Below are 23,469 nucleotides of genomic sequence, written 5' to 3' on the forward strand. Positions count from 1 at the left end.
GGGTTCATGGCGGTCACCGGACAGCGGGGAGCCTACGGAACGCGCGGGGGACCGCGGCACGGGGCTAGCGTTGCCGGGCCGCCACCAGAGGGAGCCCCGGTGAACAAGCGTGCGACCCACACCTTCGACGCACCGATCGAGGACGTGTGGGCGATGCTCAACGACCCCGCGTCGCACGTGGCGAAGGCCGAACGGGCGGGCCACGAGAACGTCGAGATCGTCGAGGAGCAGATCGACGAGACCGGGATCCTCGTCAAGCTCGCGCGTGACGTGACCTTGGAGCTGCCCGGGTTCGCCAAGAAGGTGCTCAGCCCCCGCAACCACATCGTCTCCATCGACGAGTGGCGCGACCAGGGGGACGGCACCTACGGCGGCACGTTCACCAGCGACTTCAAGGGCGCGCCGATCGACCTGCAGGGCCGGACCCGCATCGCACCGGACGGCCCCGACCGCACCACCTACGAGGTCGAGATCGACGTCAAGGTGAAGGTGCCGGTGGTCGGCAAGAAGATCGAGAGTTGGGCCGAGGGTGACGTCGAGGAGCAGATGCAGAACGAGTTCGCCGCCGGTGACGAGTGGCTCGCCAGCCACTGACCCCTCGCCACGGCGACACGCCACACCGTTAGGCTCGGTCGGGGAGCGGACCGAGGGTCCCGGACATGACCGACACGTTGGCCGCAGCACGCGAGGCCTACCGGCAGCGTGACTGGCGTGGTGCGCGAGACGGGCTGCTGGCCGCCGATGCCGCTGGTGGTTTGACGGCGGACGACGTGTTCATCCTCGCGGACGCGGCGTGGTGGCTCGGTCGGGTCGAGGAATCCCTGGCCGCCGGCGAGCGGGCCTACCGGCTGTACCTGGACGGTGACCGGCCGGCACGGGCGGCGATGGCGGCGATCCACATCGCGGTCGACCTGTTCCTGCGCGGGGACGAGGTGATCGGGTCGGGGTGGATCCGCCGCGCGCAGCGCCTGCTCCGGGACGAGCCCGAGGGGCCCGAGCACGGCTACCTGCGCTACCTGGTCGAGGTCGAGGCGTCGCTCGGTGGCCCGAACCTCGACGCCGTGATCGCCAGCGCGGAGCGGGTCGAGGCGCTCGGACGCGCGCACGACGATCCGAACCTGGTCGCGCTCGGCATCCTCGGCCACGGACGAGCCCTGGTGAAGCAGGCACGGACCGCCGAGGGGATGGCGCTGCTCGACGAGGCGATGGTGGCCGTGCTCACCGAGGACATGGCCCCCGAGTGGTCCGGCAACGTCTACTGCCACCTGATGGCGGCGTGCCACGAGGTCGGGGACATCCGCCGCGCCGTCGCGTGGACCGAGGCGACGACTCGCTGGCTGCAGACGTTGCCCGACGCGGTGCTGTTCACCGGGATCTGTCGGGTCCACCGGTCCCAGGTGCTCCAGGCGTCGGGCGGGTGGGACCAGGCCGAACGCGAGGCCGAGCAGGTGTGTCGGGACCTCGCGCACCTGCACGTGGCCAGCGTGGCGGAGGGGTACTACCAGGTGGGTGAGCTGCGTCGCTTGCGCGGCGACCTGGTGGGCGCCGAGGAGGCCTACGAGCAGGCACGCCAGCGTGGTCGCGAGCCGCAACCGGGCCTCGCCCTGCTCCAGCTCGCCCGCGGGCGGACCCAGGCAGCCGCCGCTGCCATCGCGACGGCGTTGGCCGGTGCGTTGGACCCGCTCGCACGCTTCCGGCTGTGCGCCGCCCGGGTCGAGATCGCGTTGGCCGCGGGCGACCTCGATGCCGCCGAGGAGGCGTGCAGCGAGGTGGAGGCCACCGCCGAGCGCTACGGCAGCTCAGGCCTCGACGCGACCGCCCGGGCCGCGCGGGGGGCGGTCCTGGTGGGCCGGGGCCGTCCCGAGGAGGCGTTGGCGGCCCTGCGCTCGGCCTGTCAGCGCTGGCGGGAGCTCGGCATCCCCTACGACGCCGCCAGGGTCGGGGTGCTGCTCGCGCAGGCGTGCGCTGCACTCGGGGACGCCGACGGTGCCGAGCGTGAGCTCGATGTGGCCGTCGACGTCTTCGACCGGCTCGGTGCCGTCACCGACGCCGACGGCGTCGCGACGCGACGTGGGGCGCGGCGGTCGACGGACGGCCTGACTGCCCGTGAGCTCGAGGTGCTCATCGAGGTCGCCTCCGGCAGCAGCAACCGTGCCATCGCCGAGAAGCTCGTGATCAGCGAGAAGACGGTCGCCCGGCACCTGTCGAACATCTTCGTGAAGCTCGGCTGTTCCTCGCGCACCGCCGCCGCTTCGTACGCGTTCGAGCACGGCCTGCTGGCGCCGCGTGGGTAGAACCACCCATCGGCTCCCCGCACGGTTGGGTGCTGTGCCCGAAGAGGGCGCCCGCCCCCCTCCGTAGCGTCGGTGGTCCGACGACGAGGGAGCCAGCACCGTGACAGCTGTCCTGCACGAGCGCCTGCGGGGTGACGTCATCGACGTCACCGACGACCGCTACGACGAGGCACGCAAGCTCTACAACGGCATGATCGACAAGCGGCCCCGCGTGGTCGCCCGCTGCACCGACGTCGCCGACGTGATGGCGGCTGTGGCGTTCGGACGGGACGAGGGTCTGCCGATCGCGGTGCGCGGCGGCGGGCACAACGGCGCCGGGTTCGGCAGCTGCGACGAGGGCCTCGTCATCGACCTGTCCCCGATGAAGGGCGTCCGGGTCGATCCGGCGCAGCGGACGGTGCGTGCCGAACCGGGCTGCACCCAGGGTGACGTCGACCACGCGACCCACGCGTTCGGTCTGGCCGTCCCGGCCGGCATCGTGTCCAGCACGGGTATCGCCGGGCTCACGCTCGGGGGCGGTCACGGCTACCTGTCGCGGCAGTACGGCCTGACCATCGACAACCTCCTCGAGGTCGACGTGGTGCTGGCCGACGGCCGCCTCGTCACCGCGAGCGAGTCCGAGCACGCCGATCTCTTCTGGGCCCTGCGCGGCGGCGGGGGCAACTTCGGGATCGTCACCAGCTTCCGCTACCGGGCACACCCGGTCGACACCGTCCACGGCGGACCGATCTTCTTCGCCTTCGAGCACGCGGCCGAGGTGATGCGCTGGTACCGCGAGTTCCTGCCCAACGCTCCCGAGAAGCTGTCGCCGTTCCTCGGCCTCAAGTCCGTCCCGTCGACCGATCCCTTCCCCCGCGAGCTGTGGGGCTCGCGGATCTGCGCACTGGTGTCCTGCTACGACGGTCCCGCCGAGGAGGCCGAGGTGGCGATGAAGCCGATCCGGTCCGAGCTGCCGCCGCCGCTCCTCGACGGGTGCGCGCAGATGCCGTACCCGGCGCTGCAGGCGCTGTTCGATCCGCTCCTGCCACCCGGCCTCCAGTGGTACTGGAAGGGCGACTTCGTACGCGACCTGCCCGACGCCGCCATCGATGTCCACCTCGACCACGCGGCGCAGGCCCCGACCGAGCTGTCGCTCATGCACCTCTACCCGATCGACGGCGCGGTGCAGCGCGTCGGCGCCGACGAGACGGCGTTCCGTCACCGCGACGCGACCTGGTCGATGGTCATCGCCGGGATCGATCCCGACCCCACCGGGGCCGACGCCATCACCCGCTGGGCGAGGTCCTACTGGGAGGGCGTGCACCCCTTCACGATGGGGGGCGCCTACGTCAACTTCATGATGGAGGAGGGACAGGATCGGGTGCGGGCCACCTACGGCGACAACTACGACCGGCTCGCCGCCATCAAGGGCACCTACGACCCGTCGAACCTGTTCCGCGTCAACCAGAACATCGTGGTGGCGTAGCGGCCGCCCCCCGAGGACGCACGAGGAGGCACGGCATGACGAGCACGATGACCCCGCCCGACACCGACCGGCTGCAGGCGTTCGTGGAGCGGTTCGCCGCCGACCAGGCCGCCACGATGCACGCGGCGACCGTCGTGGTCGGCGACCAGCTCGGGTTGTACCGGGCGCTGGCCGACGGCGGGCCGCAGACGGCGCCCGAGCTGGCCGATCGCAGCGGCTGCCACCCGCGGTTGGTACGCGAGTGGCTCGCTGCCCAGGCGGTGAGCGGCTACTGCGAACACGACCCCGCCACCGACCGGTTCTGGCTCACCACCGAGCAGGCGGCGTGCCTGGCCGATCAGGGCAGCCCGACCTTCCTCGCCGGTGGCGCCCTCGCGGCGAGCTCGACCCACAAGGACACCGAACGCGTCGTCCGTGCCTTCAACGAGGACGGCGGTATCGGCTGGGACGAGCACCACACCGACCTGTTCACCGGCACGGAGCGGTTCTTCGGCCCCGTCTACCGGGGCAACCTGGTGGACAGCTGGATCCCCGCGCTCGACGGGGTCGCCGACCGACTGACCTCCGGCGGTCGCGTCGCCGACGTCGGTTGTGGGCGCGGTACGGCGCTGATCCTGCTGGCCGAGGCCTTCCCCGCTGCGACGTTCGCGGGCTTCGACTACCACGCGGGTTCGATCGAGGCGGCACGGCGGGCTGCGGCGCAGGCGGGGGTCAGCGATCGTGTGACGTTCGAGGTCGCGGGCGCCGACGGGTTCGCGGGGGAGGACTACGACCTCATCTGCGTCTTCAACGCGCTCCACGAGTGGGGCGACCCCGTCCGCGCCGCACGCCGGATCCACCGAGCGCTCGCGCCCGACGGCACCTGGATGTTCACCGAGCCCCGCACCGACGACGGTCTCGTCGAGAGCGTCCGGGCCCGCACGTTCTTCTCGGTGTCGACCTTCGTGTGCACGCCGAGCGCCTTGTCCCAGGAGGGGGGTGAGGCGCTCGGTGCCCAGGCGGGCGAACCCGAGCTGCAGCGCGTGGTCGAGCAGGCGGGCTTCACCCGGTTCCGACGAGCCGCGGAGACGCCGTCGTTCATGGTCCTCGAGGCGCGCCCCTGACCCACGAGGCTGGTGCACCGAGGACGCCGATCACTCCTTCGCCTCGATGGTGGTCACCGGGACGTCGGTGAGGCGCCCGATCCGGTTCGGCAGATCCATCTTCAGCCAGCGTGACAGGAAGGCTGGCAGCGTGGAGACGATGATCTCGTCGAACTCGGTCCCCGCCTCCAGGGCCTCCTTGGCCGCGGCGAACGGGTCGTCGCCGCCGATCTCTCCGGTGGCGTCGCCACCGAGGGCGTCGATCCGCTCGACCATGAGCGCGAGCCGGTGCTCGGCTCGTACCCGTGCGTCCTCGAGCTCGGCTTCGCGGAGGCGGGCCTTCTCCTCGACCGCCTGACGGACCATCTCGGGCGAGACCCCCTCGCCGAGGGCGAACCCGCCGGTCCAACTGATCGCCTCCAGGTCGATCCGGGTCATCGGGACGACCACGTGGAAGCGCGTCACGCCCCGGTCGATGCAGCGCTGGACGGCCTCCTCGAGGGCGACGCCGCCGAGGGTCTGGTTGGCGACGATCAGGCACCGACCCGCCACGGGGGACCACCTCCTCCGGCTCCTCCGGCCGCTGCCACCAGTCTTCTGTCTCGAGCGGCAGCGGGCAACGGCCGTCCGTCGCGCTTGCGCCGGGCCTCCCGGACCCGTATGCATGGGAGGCGGGAGGCACGTGCTAGGACGCGGGAGGGAGCGACGTGGTTGACAGCGAGGCTGGTGAGCGCCTCCCGGTGTCCGACGAGGACGCGGACGCCTACCGGGCGCGACGCGAAGCGCTGCTCACGGCGGTGACCGAGCTCGACCAGGAGCTGGACGCTCTCGAGAGCCAGGAGGCCCCGGACCCCGACCGCTTCCGTGCTGCTGTGCGGCAGGTGCTGGCCACCGTGCAGCGGCACATCGAGGAGGCGGACGCGCCCGACGGTCTGCTCGCCCAGGTCCGCGAGGCAGCGCCCTGGTTCGCCTCCCGGGTCGAGCAGCTCCGGGGCGAGCACGACGACCTCATCGCACGGACCCGGGCGCTCCTCGAACGACCGGACGACGACGTGCGCCGCTCGCTGACCGAGGCGCGTGACCTGTCGGCACGCCTGTCGCGGCACCGGCACCGTGGCACGAAGCTGCTGCTCGACGCCTACATGCTCGACGTCTCCGCCGGCGACTGACCGCGCCCTCGCCGGCGGGTACGTCACGCCAGCAGGACGGCGACCCCCACGACGGCCGTGTAGGTGTGCGCCCAGAGCGGGGGGTTGAACAGCCCGGCGGCACGCGTCACGGCGAAGCCCGCCAGGAACGTCACACCCCACCCGACGCCGAGCCAGCCGACCCACGTCGGCAGCTGGTCGGACGCGAGCGACGCTGCGCCGATGAACGCGTACGCCACGTAGGCCGCTGCCATGTGGATCACGTACAGCGAGCCGGCCCACGCGTCGAGCGGCCGGAAGCCATCGGGGACCCGGTCGTCGGCGACCATCCGCTCGGCGGCCCACGGCACCACCGTCAGCCGGAACGCGAGCGACGCGATCCAGCACACCGCGCCGAGGGCGTAGAGGCTGGCAGCCATCACGGCCAGGGTCGTGGCGTCCGGGCCGTCGAGCCACGCGGCGAGACCGGCCGTGCCGGCGGTGGTGATGAACATCGCCGGGATCATCCACAGGTGGATCCACGCCCGCCGTCGCCGGTCGTCGTGGATGACGCGCAGCGCGTCCGGCAGCGGCTGTTCGTAGCTGAGGCGCCACGCGCCTGCGCCCACCATGAACACCACGAGCCCGGCGACCAGGGCCCAGCCGACCGCCGCCGTCGCCAGGTCCACCGTGCCCCTCCCATCCCCGGAAGCAGCCTGCGGGAGCCCGCGGCGGACGTCAACGCGCGGTGACAGCACACCCGGTGGCGGGATCCCAACAGCTGGCTCGGTCGTCCGTCTCTCCAGGTGTGGACCGACGGGCGAGGCGATGATGTGGACCGACTTCGAACAGGCGCGACAGCGCCACCAGGAACGTTGTCGGCGAGCGGCGGGGCGCCGGCGAGCACGGTCGTGCCGGACACGGCCGTACGGCGACGCAGCCCGGGTGGACGCGAACGCTCGCGACCACGGGCGCCGGTCGAGCCTGCTAGGCAGGGCTCGACACCTCCTCACCACCGTGACCGGGAGCGCGTGACCGTGACCTCGACCGCTGGTGTCATCACCGACGTCCCCGTGCTGGACCTGACCGGGATGGCCACCGCCGAGGAGTTGGCGCGTGTGCGCGAGATCCGCGACGTCGCTGTGGTGCTCGTCCCCGAGTCGCTGGCCACCGCGCTGATGGCCATCCCGATGACGGACGTGGCGGACATCGTCGCGGTCCCCGACGGTGGTCAAGCGCAGGTGCACACGGGGTCGCTGGTCACGAGCGGCGAGGGGATGGGCGACCCGTCCGCGGAGGACACGGTCCTCGTGGTCACCGGGACGCTGACGATCACGTCGCCGGTCCAGCGCGTCGCCTACCGGCGGCTGATCGTCACGGGGCTGGTGCTCGCCCCCGAGGGCAGCGAGGGCGCGCTCGGGGGGGCGATGACGCGGCTGACCGGCTCGGTGGAGTACTACCGGTACGCCGAGGGGCAACGGGTCGTCGCGCTCTCGGGCGAGGTGGACCTCGGCGCCGAGACCCTGGCGAACCGCGGTGGGCGCGCCGACGACGTGCTGCTGGTCACGGGGCGGGTCGTGGTCACCGGACCGGTCCGCGAGGTGGGGTTCCAGCGCGTCATCGCCCGTGGGCAGATCCTCGTCCCACGTGAGGACGAGGCACAGCTCGCACCCGTCCTGTCCGCACAGGGGCAGCTCGCCTGGTACGGCGGACGTCCGCGCGTGTTCACAGGTGACCACCGGTTCGGTCGCGCGTTCTTCGAACTGTTCGACGAGCCGATCGGTGTGGCGCTGCTCGGGGACGTGGTCGTCGACGACGACGTCCCGCCGGAGCTGGTCCGCGACGCCGTCACCGAGATCGCGTTGATCGGGACGCTGTCGGCCTCGCCGGAGGTGGTCCCGGTGCTGCAGTACCTGACCACGGTGAAGCACGGGACCATCGAGGTGCGACGGGGTCACGGTGACGACACGTGACGAGGACGGCTTCACCACGCTCTACGAGACCCACCGGGCTCCGATCCACGCCTTCCTGCTCGGGCGGACCAGCGACCGCGGCGTCGCCAGCGACCTGCTGCAGGAGACGTTCCTGCGCGCCTGGCGTCGGTGGAACGACCTCGACGGGTTCGATGATGATCGGCGACGCGCCTGGCTGTTCACCGTGGCGCGCAACCTCGTGGTCGACCACCACCGCTCCCGTGCGACCCGCACGGCCCGCGACGAGGCCCTGGCCCGCGAGCAGCGACCGCCCGATGGCCACGACCCCGGGGCGGCCGAGCAGGTGGCGCTGGCCGAGCAGGTCGACCGGCTCCACGAGGCCATCGCCGGCCTCCCCGAGGAGCAACGCGAGGTGTTGGCCATGTCGGTGGTGGCGGGGATGACCAGCGGCGACATCGCCAGCGCCACGGGTGTCCCCGCGGGAACGGTCCGCTACCGCCTCCACCAGGCACGCCGTCAGCTCGCCCGCACGCTCGACCTGGAGGCCTGATCGTGTCCCAGCCACCGCACGACCTCGACCAGCTCCTGCACGCCTGGGCTGGACGGCAGCGTCTGGACCACCGCGAAGCCGCGTCGATCAGGGCCGCGATCGTCGCGTCCCCCGGCGGCGCCGTGCAGCCGTCGAACCCGCCCGCGACGTGGTGGGCCGACCTGAGCGCCCGCGTGACCGCGACCGTGGTCCAGGCGACGACCCAGCCGCCGCCGGTGGTGCCGTCACCGGTCTGACGCACCCTCCCGCGGCCTCTCACCGAGCTCCCAGCCCCCGTCGCTCGGCCTCCATCGCGCGAAGGGCGCATCCGCGCGACCCGCACGCCGCAGGGGGCTGGACAAGGTCCGGGGATGCGCGGAGCGTCGGCGGCAGCAGTCACCAGGACGAGGAGACGTCCCGTGAAGCGTTCGCTCACCACCCTCGTGTTGCTCATCGTCGCGTTGCTCGCGTTGTCGCTGCCCGCTGCCGGCGACGGTCACGAGCGTGTCTTCAAGGCCCCCCTGTCCGGCGCCGAGGAGGTCCCGCCCAACGACTCCACCGCGACGGGTCAGACGATCTTCAAGCTCAGCCGCGATGGCCAGACGCTCGAATACCGCCTCATCACCGCCAACATCGAGAACGTCACGCAGGCCCACATCCACCTCGCCCCCGCCGGTGTGAACGGTCCGGTCGTCGCGTGGCTGTACCCCGACGCACCACCCGCTGAGCTCATCCCCGGCCGGAGCGACGGCGTCCTCGCCACCGGGACGATCACCGCCGCCGATCTGGTCGGCCAGCTCGCCGGCGCGGACCTCGACGATCTCGTCGACGCCATGCGCGCCGGCGACACCTACGTCAACGTCCACACCTCGCAGTTCCCGGCTGGTGAGATCAGGGGGCAGATCCGCTGACCCGAGACGTCGGATCCGGTGAGGGAAGGTCGCGTCAGCGCAGGCCGAGGTCCTTGGCGATGATGGTCTTCATGATCTCGGTGGTCCCGCCGTAGATCGTGGTGATCCGCGCGTCCGCGTACAGGCGTGCGATCGGGTACTCGGTGACGTAGCCGTAACCGCCGAACAGCTGCAGGCACCGGTCGGTGACCCGCTTCTGCAGCTCGGTCGCCCACCACTTGGCCTTGGCCGCGTCGGCGGCGGTCAGCTCGCCGGCCGCGAGCGCCAGGACGCATCGGTCGATGTAGTGCTGGGTGACCTCGACCTCGGTCTCGCACTCGGCCAGCACGAACTGGGTGTTCTGGAAGCGTGCGATCGGCTGCCCGAACGCCTCGCGTTCGGTGACGTACCGCAGCGTGAGGTCGACGGCGGTCCGGGCGGCCGCGATGCCGGCGATGGCGATCGACAGGCGCTCCTGGGCGAGGTTGGCGGTCAGGTAGCCGAAGCCTTCGCCCTCCTCGCCGAGGAGGTTGTCGACGGGCACCTCGGCGTCGGTGAAGTGCAGCTCGGCGGTGTCCTGGGCGTGCAGGCCGACCTTGTGCAGGTTGCGGCCACGTTCGAAACCCGGGGTGTCACGTTCGACGACCACCAGCGACATTCCCCGGTGACGCTGCGACGGGTCGGTCTTGACCGCGACGACCACCAGGTCGGCGTTGATGCCGTTGGTGATGAAGGTCTTGGAGCCGTTGAGCACGTACACGTCACCGCGCCGTTCGGCGGTGGTGCGGATACCCGCCAGGTCCGACCCGGCGCCCGGCTCGGTCATCGCGACCGCTGTGATCAGCTCACCCGAGGCGATGCCCGGCAGCCAGCGCTCCTTCTGGGCGTCATGGGTCTGCTCGGTGAAGTACGGGAGGCAGATGTCGTTGTGTAGCGACAGCGACAGGCCGGCGCTGGACACGACGGCGTGCTGGGCTTCCTCGACCATGATCGCGTTGAAGCGGAAGTCGTCCACACCGGCGCCGCCGAACCGTTCCGGCGCCTGGAAGGCCAGCAGGCCCTGCGCTCCGGCGGCGGTGAACAGCGAGCGGTCCACGATGCCTTCGTCGTCCCACCGTTCGTGGTGCGGGACGACCTCCTTGGCGTAGAACGCCCGAGCCGTCTGCCGGAACAGGTCGTGTTCCTCGGTGTACAGGTCGCGACGCATCGTCGCCTCCTCGGGTCCACGGTGTGGTGCGGGGTGGTGTTGTGGTCGGTCAGCGTGTCCGGGCGCGCCGCACCCCAGCGGTCCGCCGACGGCGGTCGGTGCGCACGGCGTCGAGGGCGAACGCGACGTGCCGCGCCGCGATCTCCTCGGGGGTGAGCGGGCCGTCGGCCCGGTACCAGGTCGCGATCGACTGGAACGTGCCGAGCAGCGCCCGGGTGGTGTCGACCGGGTGTTCCACGTCGAAGGTGCCCGCTGCGTCGCCGGCACGCACGACGGCGAGGAGCCGTTCCTCGACCAGCTTGCGCGGCGCGGCGTAGATCGTCCGGGCGTCGTCGTCGAGGTAGCGGGCCTCCGGGTCGAGCCAGGCCAGCCGCTGGCGGTGGCACATGAACCGGACGGTGCAGTCCACGAGGTCGACGAAGCGGTGCAGCGGGTGGTCACCGGCCTCCTCGAGCGCGACCGACGTGCGTGCCACGAGGTCACCCATCGACGCCTGGAGCAGCGCGAGGAGCATGCCCTGCTTGCTGCCGTGGTGGTAGTAGAGGGTCGGGACGGTCACCCCGACCCGACCGGCGATGTCGCGGACCGCGGCACCGTTGTAGCCCCGTTCGTTGAAGGCCGCGAGGGCCGCCTCGAGGATCGGGGTGAGCGGGACCGGGGCGAACTCCTGCCACGACCCCACCAGCGGGGCCGCGTCAGGGACGGCGTGCTCGGCGGGGTCAGGCACCGGCGTGTCCGAACCGGGGGGCGCGTCGCTCCAGGAACGCGGCGACCCCCTCCCGTCCGTCCGGGCCGGCGGCCGCGGCGGCGATGGCGTCGGTCTCGGCGTCGAGGTGCGACGACAGGTCGCCGTCGGTCGCCTGGCGCAGGAGGCGCTTGACGGCCACGGCGGCCGGTCGCGACCGACCCGCGATGCCGATGGCCAGCGCACGGGCCTCGTCCGCCAGCGCGTCGTCTGGCACGACCCTCGCGGCCAGCCCGAGGTGCAACGCCTCGTCGGCGGTCAGGACCCGGTCGGTCAGCAGGAGGTCGGCGGCCACCGTGGCCGGGACACGCCGCGGCAGGTACCAGGTCATGCCGCCATCGGCGGTCAACCCGAGGGCGTTGTAGGCGGTCTTGAACCGCGCGCCCTCGCCGACGAGCAGGATGTCGCTGGTGAGGGCCAGGCTCATGCCGGCGGCGGTGGCCCACCCCTGCACCGCGGTCACGACGGGCACCTCGACGGCGTCGAGCAGTCGGATGGAGACGTGCAGCCGGTCGGCCAGCGAGCGGATCAGCGCACCCGGATCGTCGCCGACGAAGGTGCCGACATCGCCACCGAAGCAGAAGTCCGGACCGTGGGCACGGAGCAGGACGCACCGGTCCTCGGAGGCGATGGAGGCGACGGCGGCCTCGAACGCATCGGCCCAGGAGAGATCGATCGGGTTGCCGCGACCGCCTGCCAGCACGATCTCGGCGACGCCGTCGGTGCGGTCGAAACGGACGGGAGAGGGCGAGGGCGTGCTCACCGCGGTGCCATGCGGATCGCCCCGTCGAGGCGGACGGTCTCGCCGTTGAGCATCGGGTTCTCGACGATGGCCTGGACGAACTGCGCGTACTCGCTCGGGTCCCCGAGGCGCGAGGGGTGGGGGACCTGGGCGCCGAGGGAGTCGAGCGCATCCTGCGGCAGTCCCATCAGGAGCGGGGTCATGAACAGCCCGGGCGCGATCGTCACGACCCGGATGCGCTTGTCGGCCAGGTCACGCGCGATGGGCAGGGTCATGCCGACGATGCCGCCCTTGGACGCGCTGTACGCGGCCTGCCCGATCTGACCGTCGAACGCGGCGGCGGACGCGGTGTTGATGATGACCCCGCGTTCCTCCCCGGCGGGGTCGTGCTTGACCATCTCGGCGGCGCCGAGGCGCAGCACGTTGAAGGTGCCGACGAGGTTGACCTCGATGACCTTGCGGAACCCGTCGAGCGGCGCCGCCGAGCCATCGCGGCCGACGACCCGCTGCGGGGGGCCGATGCCCGCGCAGTTGACGACGACGTTGAGGCGACCGAGTTCGGACGCGACCCCGACGGCCTCGGCGACCGCGTCCTCGTCGGTGACGTCGGCGGGGGAGAACACGACCCCCTCGCCGAGTTCGTCGGCGATCGCGGCACCGTCCGACCCGGGGAGGTCGAGGATGACGACCTTGGCACCACCTTCGGACAGGCGACGGGCGGTGGCGAGGCCGAGCCCCGAGGCACCTCCTGAGACGAGCGCGACGGACGAGTCGACCTGCACGGTGGCTCCCATGGTTCGGTGGCGAAGGACGGCACGGTCGACTCTAGCGAGCGGTAGATAGGTTCGCGGGGTCGCGCGTCATACGTCCGGAGGTGCGGCTCGGGGCCTCGCTGGCCGAGGCCCGTCGCGGCACACGTGTGTCCGTTCCGGCCGACCGGTTCGGTCGTCGGCTGGTGTCCGGGGGGTCAGCTGGTGTCGGGGGGGCGGCCGCGTGCGGGTCCGGCGCGGATGCTGCGGCCGCCGGGTCGGGTGAAGGTGGCGTCGGTGCCATCGATGGTGATGGTCCAGCGGCCGAGGTCGAGCTTGCGGTGGTGGTGGCGGCACAGCAGGAGGGCGTTGTGGATGGTCAGCGGGCCGCGGTGGCGTCGGGCGGTGGCGTGGGCGACGTCGCACCAGGCCGGTGGGGCGTCGCAGCCGGGGTAGCGGCAGCCGCCGTCGCGGGCCACGAGGGCGAGGTAGAGCGCGGCGGTGGGCTGGGTGACCGTCTGGGACATCGCGATGGGTACGCCCTGGAGGTCGATGCCGAGCAGACGGATGTGGGCGTCGGCCAGCAGCCGGCGGATCTGGCGGGTGGGGATGGGGCCGGTCCAGCCAAGCTCGGCCACCGGTCCCAGGTGGTCATCGGCCGGGAGGTCGGCCTGGCCGTCGGCCACACCTACCTCGGCGTCCTGACCGGGGCCGTCGGCGGTGTCGACGCCGGTGGTCTCGTGGCCGGGCGAGGTCTCGGTACCGGGGCCGGTGGTGTCGTGGCCGGGCGAGGTGTCGGTACCGGGGCCGTCGGCGGTGTCTGTGTCGGTGTCGCCGGGGCCGGGCGAGGTGTCGGTGGCGGGGCCGGCGTCGTCCGCCGGCTCGGGTAGGTCGCCGAGCGGCACGAGGACGACCACGTGGGGCTTGACCCCACGGTCGGCCGGCGCTGAACCGCTGTCTAACGCGGCACGCAGCGCGGCGACCAGTCCGTCGGCGGTGCGTTGTTCGGGGGTGCGGGGCGTCTCGCCGGGCAGGTCGGGAGTGGTGAACGCTGCGGGTGCGGCGTTGACCACCTCGGCATCCAGGCCGGCGAACTCACCCGAGATGCGCGTCATCCCATCAGCGGTCTGCACGATCGAGCACCTGCGACGGCGGTGGCGGCGTTCCTCGGCAGCGTTGGCCGCATCGGCATCGAGGCGGGCAAGCAGCCGCCGTGCCGTGCGTCCCAACTCGACCGCGTGCTGGGTCCGGGCGGCGGCGAGCAGTTCGGCCTCGACCCGTCCGGCGTGTTCGAGCGGGACCTCGGCCAGGATCCGGCCGATCACCGCGATCTGCTCGGGCCGCAACCCACGCCCCTCGGTCCCCGCACGATCACCTTGGCCGATCGACGCGCCGGTGGTGGCCGACGCCAGGTGGGGACGGTCCTGGAGCACCTTGCCGCGCTGGGAGGCCTGCTTGGCCTCCGAGGGTGACAGCCCCAGCCGGTCACCCAGCTGCCGGGTGGCTTGGCGGACCGCTTGCCGTTCCCTGCCCGGACCGGCCTCGATGACCGCGCGACGCCGCAGCGTCCCCGCGATCCGGTCACGCACCACCGTCAGAGCATCGATCTGGACCTGCACCGCAGCGGCGAGCTCACCCAGCTCCTCAGCGCTGTAGCTGTCGACGTCCAGCCCCGACAGACCGGTGACCCCCGAAGCGATCGCCGCCAGGTGCCCACCCCCAGCGACCGACCCTGCCACGAGGTTCGCCGCCGATCCGGACGTGCGGTAGCTCGCGCCCGGTTCGGCCGCCAGCCACCGCGTGTCGCCCCGACGTCCACGCCGGTACCCCTGATGCACCCGGCGTGACACCGGGTGCGAGGCAGCGGCTGGGGCGGACAACGGGCAGCTCCGTGAGTCGGTCCGAGGATCCATCTCGAGGACGTTCCCTATCGAACGTGAGTGCGAGTGGGTCCGTCAACCGCGTGTGCTGACACCGTTCCACAGCCCCCCGACAACGCTCCACAGGCCACCACCGACCGACCAGGAACCGACGGACCGGTTGTGCTATCGGCGCCCGATGGCCTCGCCGTCGCGGGGCTAGGCTCCGCACGCCTCGAGGACAGGGAGCCGAGTGCTGTTGCAGGAACGCGTCGCCATCGTGACCGGAGGGGCACGAGGGCTCGGCCTCGCCATCGCCGAGCGCTACGTCGAGCAGGGCGCCCGCGTCGTCCTGGCCGATCTCGATGGCGATGTCGCGGACGGGGCGGCGACGGCCCTGTCCGACGAGCGCGCCCACGGGGCGGCGTGCGACGTCACCTCGGAGGAGGACGTCCAACGGCTGTTCGACGAGACGATCGAGCGCCATGGGCGTGTCGATGTGCTGGTCAACAACGCGGGCATCACCCGCGACGCGATGGCGCACCGGATGAGCCTCGCGGACTTCCGCCAGGTCGTCGACGTGCACCTGCAGGGCACGTGGCTCGGGACCCGGGCGGCGTTGACGCACATGCGTGGCCGCGAGGGCGGCGGGGCGATCGTCAACCTCTCGTCGCTCAGCGGCAAGATCGGCAACATGGGCCAGACCAACTACAGCGCCGCGAAGGCGGGCATCGTCGGTCTGACCAAGGCCGCCGCCAAGGAGGGCGCGCGCTTCGGTATCCGCGCCAACGCCATCCAGCCCGGGCTCATCCGCACGGCGATGACCGAGGCGATGCCGGAGGATGTGCTGGCCGAGCGGATCGGCGGGATCCCGCTCGGTCGGATGGGGGAACCGGCCGAGATCGCTGACGTCGCGCTCTTCCTCGCCAGCGATCTGTCGAGCTACGTGACGGGTGCGGTCATCGAGGTGACCGGCGGCCGCGGGATGTGACCTACCGGTCGGCGACGAGGACGTGAGCGACGTCCCCGGTCGGCAGGTCGTGGGTGCGGTGCAGACGGAGCCCGGCCGCTGAGGCCAACGCCGCGAACTGGTCGGTGGTGCGTTCACGCCCGCCGGGTGTCAGCGCCAACATCAGCAGGTCGGCACGCGTCGCCAGGTCGTCGCGAGGACGGTCCTGTGCCTCGCTGTCGACGATCACGATGCGGGGGTCGGTGGCGGAAGGCTCCGCCGCGGCGGCCTCGGCGGCCCGCCGCAGCAGCCGGACGGCTGCCTCGTCGTCCCAGTCGTGGAGGACGTTGACCAGCAGGTAGGTGTCGCACCCCGGCGGGACGGTGTCGAAGGCGTCCCCGGCGACGGCGGTCACGTTCGGCCGCTCCGGCGCTCGATCGACGACCTCGGGCAGTTCGAGCAGGACGCCTTCGAGGTGGGGGTGCTGTGCCAGCAGCACCCCGAGCAACGCGCCGTCCCCACCGCCGATGTCGCAGACCCGTCGGCTGGCCGACCAGTCGAGGGCGTGGGCGACGATCAGACCGTGCATCCGTCCGCCCGCCGCCATCGCGGCGTCGAAGGCGGTGTGGCGGTCGGGGTGGTCCTGCATCCAGGCGAAGAAGGAGGTCCCGTTCGCCGTGGCGAAGGCGTCGCCGTCGGCGGGGAGCCCCGCATCGAGGCGACCGATGGCCGCGGTCACCTCGTCGCCTGCGGCGAACTCGACCCAGGCCCGCCAGCCGCCGGGGTGGTCGCGGCGCAGGAAGGCGGTCACCCGCGTCGGACGGACGCGGCCACGCCGGTCGATGCGCACCCAGCCACGTGCGGCGGCGTACCGCAGCAGCCGGGCCAGCCGGGAGGCATCGACGCCGAGCTCGGACGCGAGGTCGGCGCACGCGGTCGGTCGCACGAGGCGATCGGGGACGTCGAGGCGGCACAGCGCCGCCAGCGCGGCCGGGTCGAGACCTCCGAGCACGGCCTCCATCACGCGAGCGGGCGGCGGGGCGGTCGCGCGGTGGGCGCGAGCCAGGCCGGCTCGCGCACGGTTGCCGAGGACCGCGACCCGACCGGGGGGCAGCGCCGGAACACCAAGCACGTCGGCCGGTCCGATGCGGCCCGGCGGCGTGCGACGGGTGCGGTGATCCGGCTCGTCCGCTCCGGTGCCGGGCATCGGTGGCTCCTCGTCGGGTGGCGCCCCGTGGCGACCGGGGCTCGAGGAGTTCGACGCGGGACCCAGGGCTGCGGATGAGGCTACGTCGGCGGGGCCCATGCCGAGACGAGCTGCAGCGACGATGTGCACCGGCGGCCCGGTTCTGACCGCGCCGTTCGAACGCGTCAGCTGACGCCGCCCTCGGACCCGGCCAGCGGATGACGCTCGTCGAGCTCGCGGACGATCCGCGTGAGGATCGCACCGAGCTCCTCGGGACGGCCGAGCATCGGGAGGTGGCCGCTCGCGAGGTCGTGGACCATCACGTCGGGACCGAGCCGATCGATGCTGCGCTGCTGATCGGAGGCCGACACGATGCGGTCGTCGGCGAGACGGACGTAGTGGCGGGGCAGCCACGTCGGGAGCGGCGACGCGGGCGGTGCTTCGAGCAGCGGGCGCGGTGGTTCCGGTACGCGCTGGGTCAGCACCGTGTCGGTCACTACCTCGTCGAGGTCGTGGCACAGCAGTTCACGGGTCTGCCCGGCCGGTGACAGCATCCCGTCCGGACGCAGGCGGTACAGCGTCCGCAGCAGGAGGCGCTGGTGCACGGGTCGGTCGTCGATCCACGCCTCGCCGTCCGCGGGCACGCTCGCCCCGACGAGGACGACCGCGGCCACCTGGCTGCCCAGGCGTGCGACCGCTCCGGCCGCCAGCGCACCGCTGAAGGAGTGCAGGACGAGCACCACGCGTGGCGTCCCGCACCGCTCGACGGCGTCGACGATGGCGTCGACGGCGTCCGACGGGGTCACGTCACGGCCCCGGGCGGGGTGTGCCCCGCGCCCCGGCAGGTCGACGGCCACGGCTGGGCTTCGCAGCACCGCGAGCGTGCGCTCCCAGAGCCACGCGCCGAGCTCCGCGCCGTGGACCAGCACCAGGCCCACCTCGCCCGTTGCGGCCTGTTCGTTCGATGTGTCCACGTCCGTCCACCTCGTCGCCGACGCCCGTGTGGCGTCGGCAGCGACGGTAGGTGCGCCCGCGGACAGCCCCGGTCCGCGGTGGACCGATGCGCGTGTCAGGCGAGCAGCAGGCGGGAGACCACCTCGGTCATGATCTCGTTGGTGCCGCCGCCGATGCCGAGGATGCGGGCATCGCGGTAGTGGCGCTCGACCTCGGTCTCGCGCATGTAGCCCATCCCGCCGTGCAGTTGGACGGCGTCGTCGACGACGCGGTCGCAGGCGAACACGGCGGTGTTCTTGGCCATGGCGACCTCGGCGATCACGTCGTCGCCCGCCTGCCACCGGTCGATGACCGCCCGGGTGTAGGTGCGGGCGACGTCGGTCTGCCGCGCCATCTCGGCGAGGCGGTGACGCACGACCTGGCGCGTCGCGATCGGCCGCCCGAACGTCTCACGCTCGCGGGCGTAGCGGATGGTCAGGTCGAGGCACCGCTGCGCGGTGGCGTAGGCCTGCACGGCCAGCGAGAGCCGTTCCGCAGCGAACTGCTGCATGATCTGCCCGAAGCCGCCGTCCTCCGGTCCGACGAGGTCGGCGACGGGGACGCGAACCCGGTCGAACCGGATCTCACCGGTGTCCGAGCACCACCAGCCCATCTTCTTCAGCGGTGGGGACACCTCGACGCCTGGGCTGTCGCGGTCGATGACCAGCAGCGAGATCCCACCGGCGCCCTCGCCGCCGGTGCGCACGGCGGTGGTCAGGAAGTCGGCGCGGGTCGCCGAGGTGATGAACAGCTTCGAGCCGGTGACCACGTAGTGGTCGCCGGCTCGTTCCGCACGGGTGCGCAGGCCCGCCACGTCCGACCCGGCGTCGGGTTCGGTGATGGCCAGCGACACGATGCGCTCGCCCGCGAGCACCGGGCGGGCGATGCGGTCGATCTGCTCCGGGTCACCCGCAGCGACCAGGTGAGGCAGGCCGATGCCGTGGGTGAAGAGGCTGGCGACGAGCCCCGACGAGCCGCCGGCGAGGATCATCTCCTCGGCGACCACCAGCGCATCGATCGGCGTGCCACCGACGCCGCCGGCCTCCTCGGGGAACCCGATGCCGAGCAGCCCGGCGTCGGCGGTCGCCCGGTGCAGGTCGAGCGGGAGCTGGCCGGCCTCCTCCCAGGCGGCCATGTTCGGGACGATCTCGCGCTCGGTGAACCGTCGCGTCGTCTCGCGCAGGGCCTGGCGCTCGGGGGTGTCCCAGGTGCGGTGGTGCACGACGGTCCTCGGCTCGGGTGGTGTGAGAAGGAGGCTGCCCCGCCGAACGGTAGTGCCGTCACAGGACCAGGAGAACCGAGCAGCAGCGCCACCACCGAGGCAGCGGTGCCTCGGCCACGGTCACGGTCGCGGCGCGCGGTGGTGGTCATGCTCGAGGGGTCAGAGCCCGAGTCGTGTTCGGTCAGCCCGAAGCCGCCGATGAGTTCGCCCGCGGCCATGCCCGGCAGCCAGCGCTGCCTCACCGATCGTCGATCACTCCGGGTGTCGTTGCCGTCACGCCCAGCGCGGTCAGGTCGCCAGGCTCTCGGCGCGGTGGCGCAGCGGAGGTAGCTGGTCGATCGTGCGGTAACCGGGTCCGGCGCTGATGACGTCCGGTATGCGGTTCACGAGCGTCGCGCATGTGGTGAGGTGTGTGGGCAGGGCGTCGTTGACGAGCGTGAGATCGGGCTCGCCGGAGATCTCCCAGCGGTTGTGATCCGACTCGCCGGGCGCGTAGACCTTGCCGGTCATCTCCAGCACCAGCGTCACGCCTTGGTCGGTCTCGACGGTGTCGACGTCGGTGAACCCGATCACGCAGCCCGGCTCGACCGTCACCTGCAACGCCTGACAGGAGACCTGCCCCTGCGCGAACTCCGGACGGGTCTCGGTCTTCGAGACGCTGACGGTGAGGCCGGCCGCGGCCGCCAGGGCGTGCAGGCTGGGGCGGCCGAACGTCGGCGGGCGCTGCGCCGTCGCGTTCCACTCCTCGAACTGCTCGCGTGTCGTGCCGACCTGCTGGTCCCGGGCGAGTTCCGGGCCGAAGTCGTCCACGTTCCAGCAAGCACGCCCACGGACCTCATCGATCGAATGCGCCGTGCCCATGAACGCACTGACGAGCGATACCCAGTAGCCATCCTGGTGTCCGGTCGCCGTGATCGTGACGTCGTTGGACCGCGCCAGCTCGTCGAGTGCGGCCGTCTCCTCGGGGCTGGTGGTCCAGGAGTGGAGGAGTTCCTCGGACAGGGTGATGACGTTGGCGCCGGCCTCGACGCACGTGCGGATGTGAGCGTGGTTGTCCTCCATGTAGCTGGCGACCGCGAGCACGACGACATCGGGTCGTGTGCGCTCCAGCACGCGTGCGGCGTCCCCATCGAGGACGACGCCCGTCTCGAAGCCGAGGTCGGCGACGTCACCGAGATCGCGCCCGAGCTTCTCCGGGCTGCGGCCGATCGCGCCCACGATCTGCCCGCCCTTGTCCAGGATCATCCGTGTTGCCAGCGACCCCATCGCGCCGACGCCGTAGATGACGATGCGGGGTGCGTTCATCGTGGTGTTCCTCTCCCTCGGGCCGCCAGCGGCCTGCGCCCCCATCGGCCTTGGTTCCATCCGCTCGGTTGGCGGTGGATCGCATCTGGGGAGGGCACCCGGGCGGGTGCCCTCCCCAGACGGTGATGCTCACGGAGCAGGTGCGAGCGGGAGCTCCTCGAGGTCCTCCTCGTCAGCCGCCTCGACCCCGTCGCGCCAGGGAAGGATCCACAGGCGCATGATCACGGCGTAGAGGACGAAGGAGAGGACGAACGAGGGGATGCCGGCGGTGATGTACGGGAACCAGCCGTTGGCGCTGGTCCAGTGCAGGGGGTCGAGCGTCCAGAGGTAGAACGCAGCCCCGGCGACCGTGGCGATCAACGCGGCGGGGTTGAAGCCACCCATGTACCAGTAGCGGCTGGCTGGACCCTCGACGTACAGGTCCCGCAGTCGCCACGCGTGCCGACCGCGGCTCACGAGCAGGTAGTCGCCCATCATGATGCCGCCGTAGGTGCCGGTCAGGAGGGCGATGTAGGCCAGGTAGGTGCCGAAGTTCGCGAACACCCGCTCGTTCTCCAGCACGATGGCAGGCAGCGAGCAGATCGCGATGACGACGCCCCAGTTGAGCCTCGGGAACCGGGTCCGCAGCGTGATCGCGAGGGGGTAGATGACCGCCGCGATCGACGACAGGTTCGCGATGGCGAAGAGCAGCAGGCCCAAGGCCGCCAGGCCACCGCCCAGGGTCACGATCCAGTCGGTCGGGTCGTAGAGCCCGAGGGCGAGCGCCACGAACGCGGAGAAGACGCCCGCGGTCGCGGCGAGGATGCCCCAGCCCCACAGGCAGCCGTGGAACGCGCCGCGCTCGGTCTTGGACAGCCTGGTCCACTGGCCGTACCAGAAGGCCCACGAGAAGCCGAGGCCCACGTTGAACTCGATCGCCGATGCCCGGCTCCAGGCGACGGACTCCATGGGCTCGGCCGGTTCGGCGGCCAGGATCTCGGTGAGGCCGAAGCGGGTGAGCACGACCCAGGTGAAGACGCCGAGGAGCACCAGCAGGAGCAGCGCGGCGCCACGGGTGAACCACTTGAGGGCCTGCGGGCCGAGGTAGGCGATGAACGCCCCTGCCACGGTGGCGACGACCGCGAACCCGATGGCACCGCCTTCCGCGGTCGCCGTGCCGGCTGCACCGAACGAATCGAGGAACTTGGTGGCGCTCTGACCGAAGAGGTACGCGGCGTAGGCGATCCATCCGAAGCTGGACGTGACGTAGATGATCAGCCACACGTCCTTCAGGCGGTGGCCGAAGACGGCGCTGGTTCCCTGCCAGTGCTCGACCCCGTACCGCGCGAAGATCGCCGCGAGGCCGGCGACCAGGAACAGCGGGAGCGAGTTGCCCACGAGGATGACCGGGATCGCCTCGCGCGCGGGCAGGGTGAGACCCGTCAAGCTCCCGGTGAGGAAGAACCACGCGGCGATACCGAAGCAGATCTGGACCGCGAGGAAGTCCCAGCCGCCGTAGAGGCGGTCGCGTGCCCGCAGCGGCAGGAGGTTGAAGTACATCTCCTCGCGGAGGAAGGAACGCTGCTTACGCATTGGCGCCACCTCCTACGAAGGCGATGACGAGCCAGAGCACGAGCGCGAGGTTCACCACGGAGGCGATGACGATGTCGGATCGCCGCAGTCGCGGCACCCAACCCGGTCCCCCCTGCATCACGTTCGCCTCGTGCTCCTGCTCGAACTCCGTGACGATCTCCTCGATGGCTGCCGTCAGTTCGGGTGTGGCTCTCGGCTTGAGTTCGATACGCGGTCGGTCCGCCATTCCCTCTCCCACCTCTCTGGCCCCCGTGCCGTTGAACACGCACCCGGAGCGGTGAAGCACCGATGCGCCGCCGCCACATTAAACAATAGTTTCATATGTTTCAAGCATGGGTTCGGCCCATCAGCCGGCGGTGGCTTCCAGCGCTCGATCGAGCGCCGAGAGCGCCCGATCCACCTCGTCCCGTGTCACCACCAACGGCGGGATCCACCGCAGGGTCGAGCCGAACGGTCCGCAGCTCATCGCGACCACGCGCTCCTCGTGGAGCAGGTGCTGCAGGATCGCGGCGGTCCGTGCGGGATCGGGACGACCGTGGTCGTCGACCACCTCCGTGGCGAGCATCAACCCGAGACCACGGTTCTCGCCGATGGCGCGGTGCCGTCCTCGCCGCTCCTGGAGTCCCGCGAGGAACTGGTCGCCTCGCTCGCGGGCATGGTCGAGGAACCCCGGCCCCGTCAGCACATCGATCGTGGCGAGCGCCGCCGCGCAGCCCATCGGGTTGCCGCCGTAGGTACCGCCGTGCGAACCGACGGGCCAGCGGCTCATCAGCTCGGCCGACGCGCCGATGGCCGACATGGGGAACCCGGAGGCGATGCCCTTGGCCATGACCAGCACGTCCGGTTGCAGTTCAGCGTGGTCGATCGCGAACAGCTCACCGGTGCGGCCGAAACCGGATTGGACCTCGTCGGCCACGAAGAGGATGCCGTTCGCCCGACACCGTTCCAGCAGGCCTTCCAGGAAGGCCCGTGGGGCCGGGACGTAGCCACCCTCGCCCAGCACGGGCTCGATCACCACGGCGGCCACCTCGGCCGGGGACGTCTGCGTGGTCAGCAGCAGGTCGAAGGCCGCGAGGCAACGCGCGACGGCGGTCGCCTCGTCCTCGCCGGTCAGGAAGGTGTACGGGAACGGTGCGACCAGCACGCCGGACGGCAGTGGCGCGTAGCCCGCCCGGTAGACCGCCTTGGAGGTCGTCATCGCCATCGTCAGGTGTGAGCGGCCGTGGAAGCTGCCCTGGAACACGATGATGTTCGGCTTGCCGGTGGCCTGCTTCGCCAGCTTCACGGCCGCCTCGGTGGCCTCCGCGCCTGAGTTGGCGTAGAAGAAGCGCTCGATGCCGTCCGGGGTCACCTCGGCCAGTCGTGTCGCGAGCGGCTCGAGCTGGTCGTGCTGGTAGCAGTTCACCTGGGCGTGCAGGAACCGGCCCGCCTGTTCCCGCACCGCCTCGACGACCTTCGGGTGGCAGTGCCCGGTGTTGACCACGCCGATCCCCGAGGTCAGATCGAGGTAGTCGGTCCCGTCGTTCGTCGTGATCGTGGCGGCCGACGCCGACACCACCTGCAGGTCGGTCACCTTGAACCACACATCCGCGAGGTGCTGATCCATGTTGCGCTCCATC

Annotated in this window: 24 protein-coding genes and 1 pseudogene; 10 read left to right on the forward strand and 15 right to left on the reverse strand. The window is 71.7% G+C overall.

Annotated elements, in window-relative coordinates:
* Window positions 1-99 precede the first annotated feature (99 nt).
* From NITAL_RS22470 to NITAL_RS22485, 4 genes are all read left to right on the forward strand, one after another.
* Window positions 100-594, forward strand: coding sequence for a DUF2505 domain-containing protein (locus NITAL_RS22470; protein WP_052668537.1), 495 nt, complete (start codon window positions 100-102; stop codon window positions 592-594).
* Window positions 595-659: 65 nt separating this feature from the next.
* Window positions 660-2,294 (forward strand): helix-turn-helix transcriptional regulator, encoded by a 1,635-nt coding sequence (locus NITAL_RS22475; RefSeq protein ID WP_052668538.1) that lies wholly within the window; start codon window positions 660-662, stop codon window positions 2,292-2,294.
* Between the two features lie 100 nt (window positions 2,295-2,394).
* Entirely contained in the window at window positions 2,395-3,759 is a 1,365-nt protein-coding gene (locus NITAL_RS22480; protein WP_211262608.1) for an FAD-binding oxidoreductase, read from the forward strand.
* Window positions 3,760-3,794: 35 nt separating this feature from the next.
* Complete coding sequence (locus tag NITAL_RS22485) at window positions 3,795-4,862, forward strand: class I SAM-dependent methyltransferase (protein ID WP_211262609.1); 1,068 nt, start codon at window positions 3,795-3,797, stop codon at window positions 4,860-4,862.
* 30 nt (window positions 4,863-4,892) lie between these two features.
* On the opposite strand, the gene NITAL_RS22490 is transcribed toward NITAL_RS22485, so the two are convergent.
* On the reverse strand, window positions 4,893-5,393 hold the full coding sequence (locus NITAL_RS22490) for a hypothetical protein (protein WP_052668539.1): 501 nt from the start codon (window positions 5,391-5,393) through the stop codon (window positions 4,893-4,895).
* Window positions 5,394-5,548: 155 nt separating this feature from the next.
* Between NITAL_RS22490 and NITAL_RS22495 the strand changes: the two genes are divergently transcribed.
* Window positions 5,549-6,010, forward strand: a complete 462-nt coding sequence (locus tag NITAL_RS22495; protein ID WP_052668540.1) for a hypothetical protein — start codon at window positions 5,549-5,551, stop codon at window positions 6,008-6,010.
* A gap of 23 nt (window positions 6,011-6,033) precedes the next feature.
* Here NITAL_RS22495 and NITAL_RS22500 read toward each other — a convergent pair whose 3' ends face one another.
* On the reverse strand, window positions 6,034-6,657 hold the full coding sequence (locus NITAL_RS22500; RefSeq protein ID WP_052668541.1) for a hypothetical protein: 624 nt from the start codon (window positions 6,655-6,657) through the stop codon (window positions 6,034-6,036).
* 342 nt (window positions 6,658-6,999) lie between these two features.
* Here NITAL_RS22500 and NITAL_RS22505 point away from each other — a divergent pair, with 342 nt between their 5' ends.
* The 4 genes from NITAL_RS22505 (at window position 7,000) to NITAL_RS22520 (ending at window position 9,342) form a co-directional block, all read left to right on the forward strand.
* Complete coding sequence (locus NITAL_RS22505; protein WP_052668542.1) at window positions 7,000-7,941, forward strand: hypothetical protein; 942 nt, start codon at window positions 7,000-7,002, stop codon at window positions 7,939-7,941.
* Window positions 7,928-8,452 (forward strand): RNA polymerase sigma factor, encoded by a 525-nt coding sequence (locus NITAL_RS22510; protein ID WP_052668543.1) that lies wholly within the window; start codon window positions 7,928-7,930, stop codon window positions 8,450-8,452. Before NITAL_RS22505 ends, NITAL_RS22510 begins: the two co-directional genes overlap by 14 nt.
* Window positions 8,453-8,454: 2 nt before the next feature.
* A complete protein-coding gene (locus NITAL_RS22515) occupies window positions 8,455-8,688 on the forward strand; it encodes a hypothetical protein (protein ID WP_052668544.1) in 234 nt (77 codons plus the stop codon).
* A gap of 162 nt (window positions 8,689-8,850) precedes the next feature.
* Entirely contained in the window at window positions 8,851-9,342 is a 492-nt protein-coding gene (locus NITAL_RS22520; RefSeq protein ID WP_211262610.1) for a CHRD domain-containing protein, read from the forward strand.
* A gap of 34 nt (window positions 9,343-9,376) precedes the next feature.
* Here the strand turns inward: NITAL_RS22520 and NITAL_RS22525 are convergent, their stop codons facing one another.
* The 5 genes from NITAL_RS22525 to NITAL_RS22545 form a co-directional block, all read right to left on the reverse strand.
* A complete protein-coding gene (locus NITAL_RS22525; RefSeq protein WP_052668545.1) occupies window positions 9,377-10,528 on the reverse strand; it encodes an acyl-CoA dehydrogenase family protein in 1,152 nt (383 codons plus the stop codon).
* A 49-nt stretch (window positions 10,529-10,577) separates the two neighbouring features.
* The gene (locus tag NITAL_RS22530) at window positions 10,578-11,255 is read right to left on the reverse strand and encodes a TetR/AcrR family transcriptional regulator (RefSeq protein WP_083441909.1); all 678 of its coding nucleotides are present in this window, start codon (window positions 11,253-11,255) and stop codon (window positions 10,578-10,580) included.
* Window positions 11,248-12,036, reverse strand: coding sequence for an enoyl-CoA hydratase/isomerase family protein (locus tag NITAL_RS22535; protein WP_052668546.1), 789 nt, complete (start codon window positions 12,034-12,036; stop codon window positions 11,248-11,250). Before NITAL_RS22535 ends, NITAL_RS22530 begins: the two co-directional genes overlap by 8 nt.
* Window positions 12,033-12,809: a 3-hydroxyacyl-CoA dehydrogenase gene (locus NITAL_RS22540; RefSeq protein WP_245617703.1), complete on the reverse strand. Its 777-nt coding sequence runs from the start codon at window positions 12,807-12,809 to the stop codon at window positions 12,033-12,035. Before NITAL_RS22540 ends, NITAL_RS22535 begins: the two co-directional genes overlap by 4 nt.
* 173 nt (window positions 12,810-12,982) lie before the next feature.
* A complete protein-coding gene (locus NITAL_RS22545) occupies window positions 12,983-14,644 on the reverse strand; it encodes an HNH endonuclease signature motif containing protein (protein ID WP_169786933.1) in 1,662 nt (553 codons plus the stop codon).
* Window positions 14,645-14,879: 235 nt separating this feature from the next.
* Here NITAL_RS22545 and fabG point away from each other — a divergent pair, with 235 nt between their 5' ends.
* On the forward strand, window positions 14,880-15,614 hold the full coding sequence (fabG, locus tag NITAL_RS22550; RefSeq protein WP_052669974.1) for a 3-oxoacyl-ACP reductase FabG: 735 nt from the start codon (window positions 14,880-14,882) through the stop codon (window positions 15,612-15,614).
* A 1-nt stretch (window position 15,615) separates the two neighbouring features.
* Here the strand turns inward: fabG and NITAL_RS22555 are convergent, their stop codons facing one another.
* The 8 genes and pseudogenes from NITAL_RS22555 to NITAL_RS22585 form a co-directional block, all read right to left on the reverse strand.
* Complete coding sequence (locus NITAL_RS22555) at window positions 15,616-16,779, reverse strand: methyltransferase (RefSeq protein ID WP_052668548.1); 1,164 nt, start codon at window positions 16,777-16,779, stop codon at window positions 15,616-15,618.
* Between the two features lie 164 nt (window positions 16,780-16,943).
* The gene (locus tag NITAL_RS22560) at window positions 16,944-17,732 is read right to left on the reverse strand and encodes an alpha/beta fold hydrolase (protein WP_052668549.1); all 789 of its coding nucleotides are present in this window, start codon (window positions 17,730-17,732) and stop codon (window positions 16,944-16,946) included.
* A gap of 95 nt (window positions 17,733-17,827) precedes the next feature.
* Window positions 17,828-18,973, reverse strand: a complete 1,146-nt coding sequence (locus tag NITAL_RS22565) for an acyl-CoA dehydrogenase family protein (protein WP_052668550.1) — start codon at window positions 18,971-18,973, stop codon at window positions 17,828-17,830.
* A gap of 119 nt (window positions 18,974-19,092) precedes the next feature.
* Window positions 19,093-19,212, reverse strand: a pseudogene (locus NITAL_RS29465) (acyl-CoA dehydrogenase); the annotation flags it as partial.
* Window positions 19,213-19,261: 49 nt separating this feature from the next.
* Entirely contained in the window at window positions 19,262-20,278 is a 1,017-nt protein-coding gene (locus NITAL_RS22570; RefSeq protein ID WP_211262611.1) for an NAD(P)H-dependent amine dehydrogenase family protein, read from the reverse strand.
* Window positions 20,279-20,407: 129 nt separating this feature from the next.
* Window positions 20,408-21,850, reverse strand: coding sequence for a cytosine permease (locus tag NITAL_RS22575; RefSeq protein ID WP_052668552.1), 1,443 nt, complete (start codon window positions 21,848-21,850; stop codon window positions 20,408-20,410).
* Entirely contained in the window at window positions 21,843-22,076 is a 234-nt protein-coding gene (locus NITAL_RS22580) for a hypothetical protein (protein ID WP_052668553.1), read from the reverse strand. The genes NITAL_RS22575 and NITAL_RS22580 overlap by 8 nt, the downstream gene beginning before the upstream one ends.
* A 120-nt stretch (window positions 22,077-22,196) precedes the next feature.
* Entirely contained in the window at window positions 22,197-23,468 is a 1,272-nt protein-coding gene (locus NITAL_RS22585) for an aspartate aminotransferase family protein (protein WP_052668554.1), read from the reverse strand.
* Window position 23,469: the final 1 nt, after the last annotated feature.

Origin of the sequence: Nitriliruptor alkaliphilus DSM 45188 (assembly GCF_000969705.1) — a bacterium.
Lineage (GTDB): Bacteria > Actinomycetota > Nitriliruptoria > Nitriliruptorales > Nitriliruptoraceae > Nitriliruptor > Nitriliruptor alkaliphilus.

What these genes read in the sequence shown, in the direction of transcription:
- NITAL_RS22475 (WP_052668538.1), top strand. Translation starts at nt 660, where the DNA reads ATGACCGACACGTTGGCCGCAGCACGCGAGGCCTACCGGCAGCGTGAC.
- NITAL_RS22485 (WP_211262609.1), top strand. Translation starts at nt 3,795, where the DNA reads ATGACGAGCACGATGACCCCGCCCGACACCGACCGGCTGCAGGCGTTC.
- NITAL_RS22525 (WP_052668545.1), bottom strand. Translation starts at nt 10,528, where the DNA reads ATGCGTCGCGACCTGTACACCGAGGAACACGACCTGTTCCGGCAGACG.
- NITAL_RS22540 (WP_245617703.1), bottom strand. Translation starts at nt 12,809, where the DNA reads ATGGGAGCCACCGTGCAGGTCGACTCGTCCGTCGCGCTCGTCTCAGGA.
- NITAL_RS22555 (WP_052668548.1), bottom strand. Translation starts at nt 16,779, where the DNA reads ATGCCCGGCACCGGAGCGGACGAGCCGGATCACCGCACCCGTCGCACG.
- NITAL_RS22570 (WP_211262611.1), bottom strand. Translation starts at nt 20,278, where the DNA reads ATGAACGCACCCCGCATCGTCATCTACGGCGTCGGCGCGATGGGGTCG.
- NITAL_RS22575 (WP_052668552.1), bottom strand. Translation starts at nt 21,850, where the DNA reads ATGCGTAAGCAGCGTTCCTTCCTCCGCGAGGAGATGTACTTCAACCTC.
- NITAL_RS22580 (WP_052668553.1), bottom strand. Translation starts at nt 22,076, where the DNA reads ATGGCGGACCGACCGCGTATCGAACTCAAGCCGAGAGCCACACCCGAA.
- NITAL_RS22585 (WP_052668554.1), bottom strand. Translation starts at nt 23,468, where the DNA reads ATGGAGCGCAACATGGATCAGCACCTCGCGGATGTGTGGTTCAAGGTG.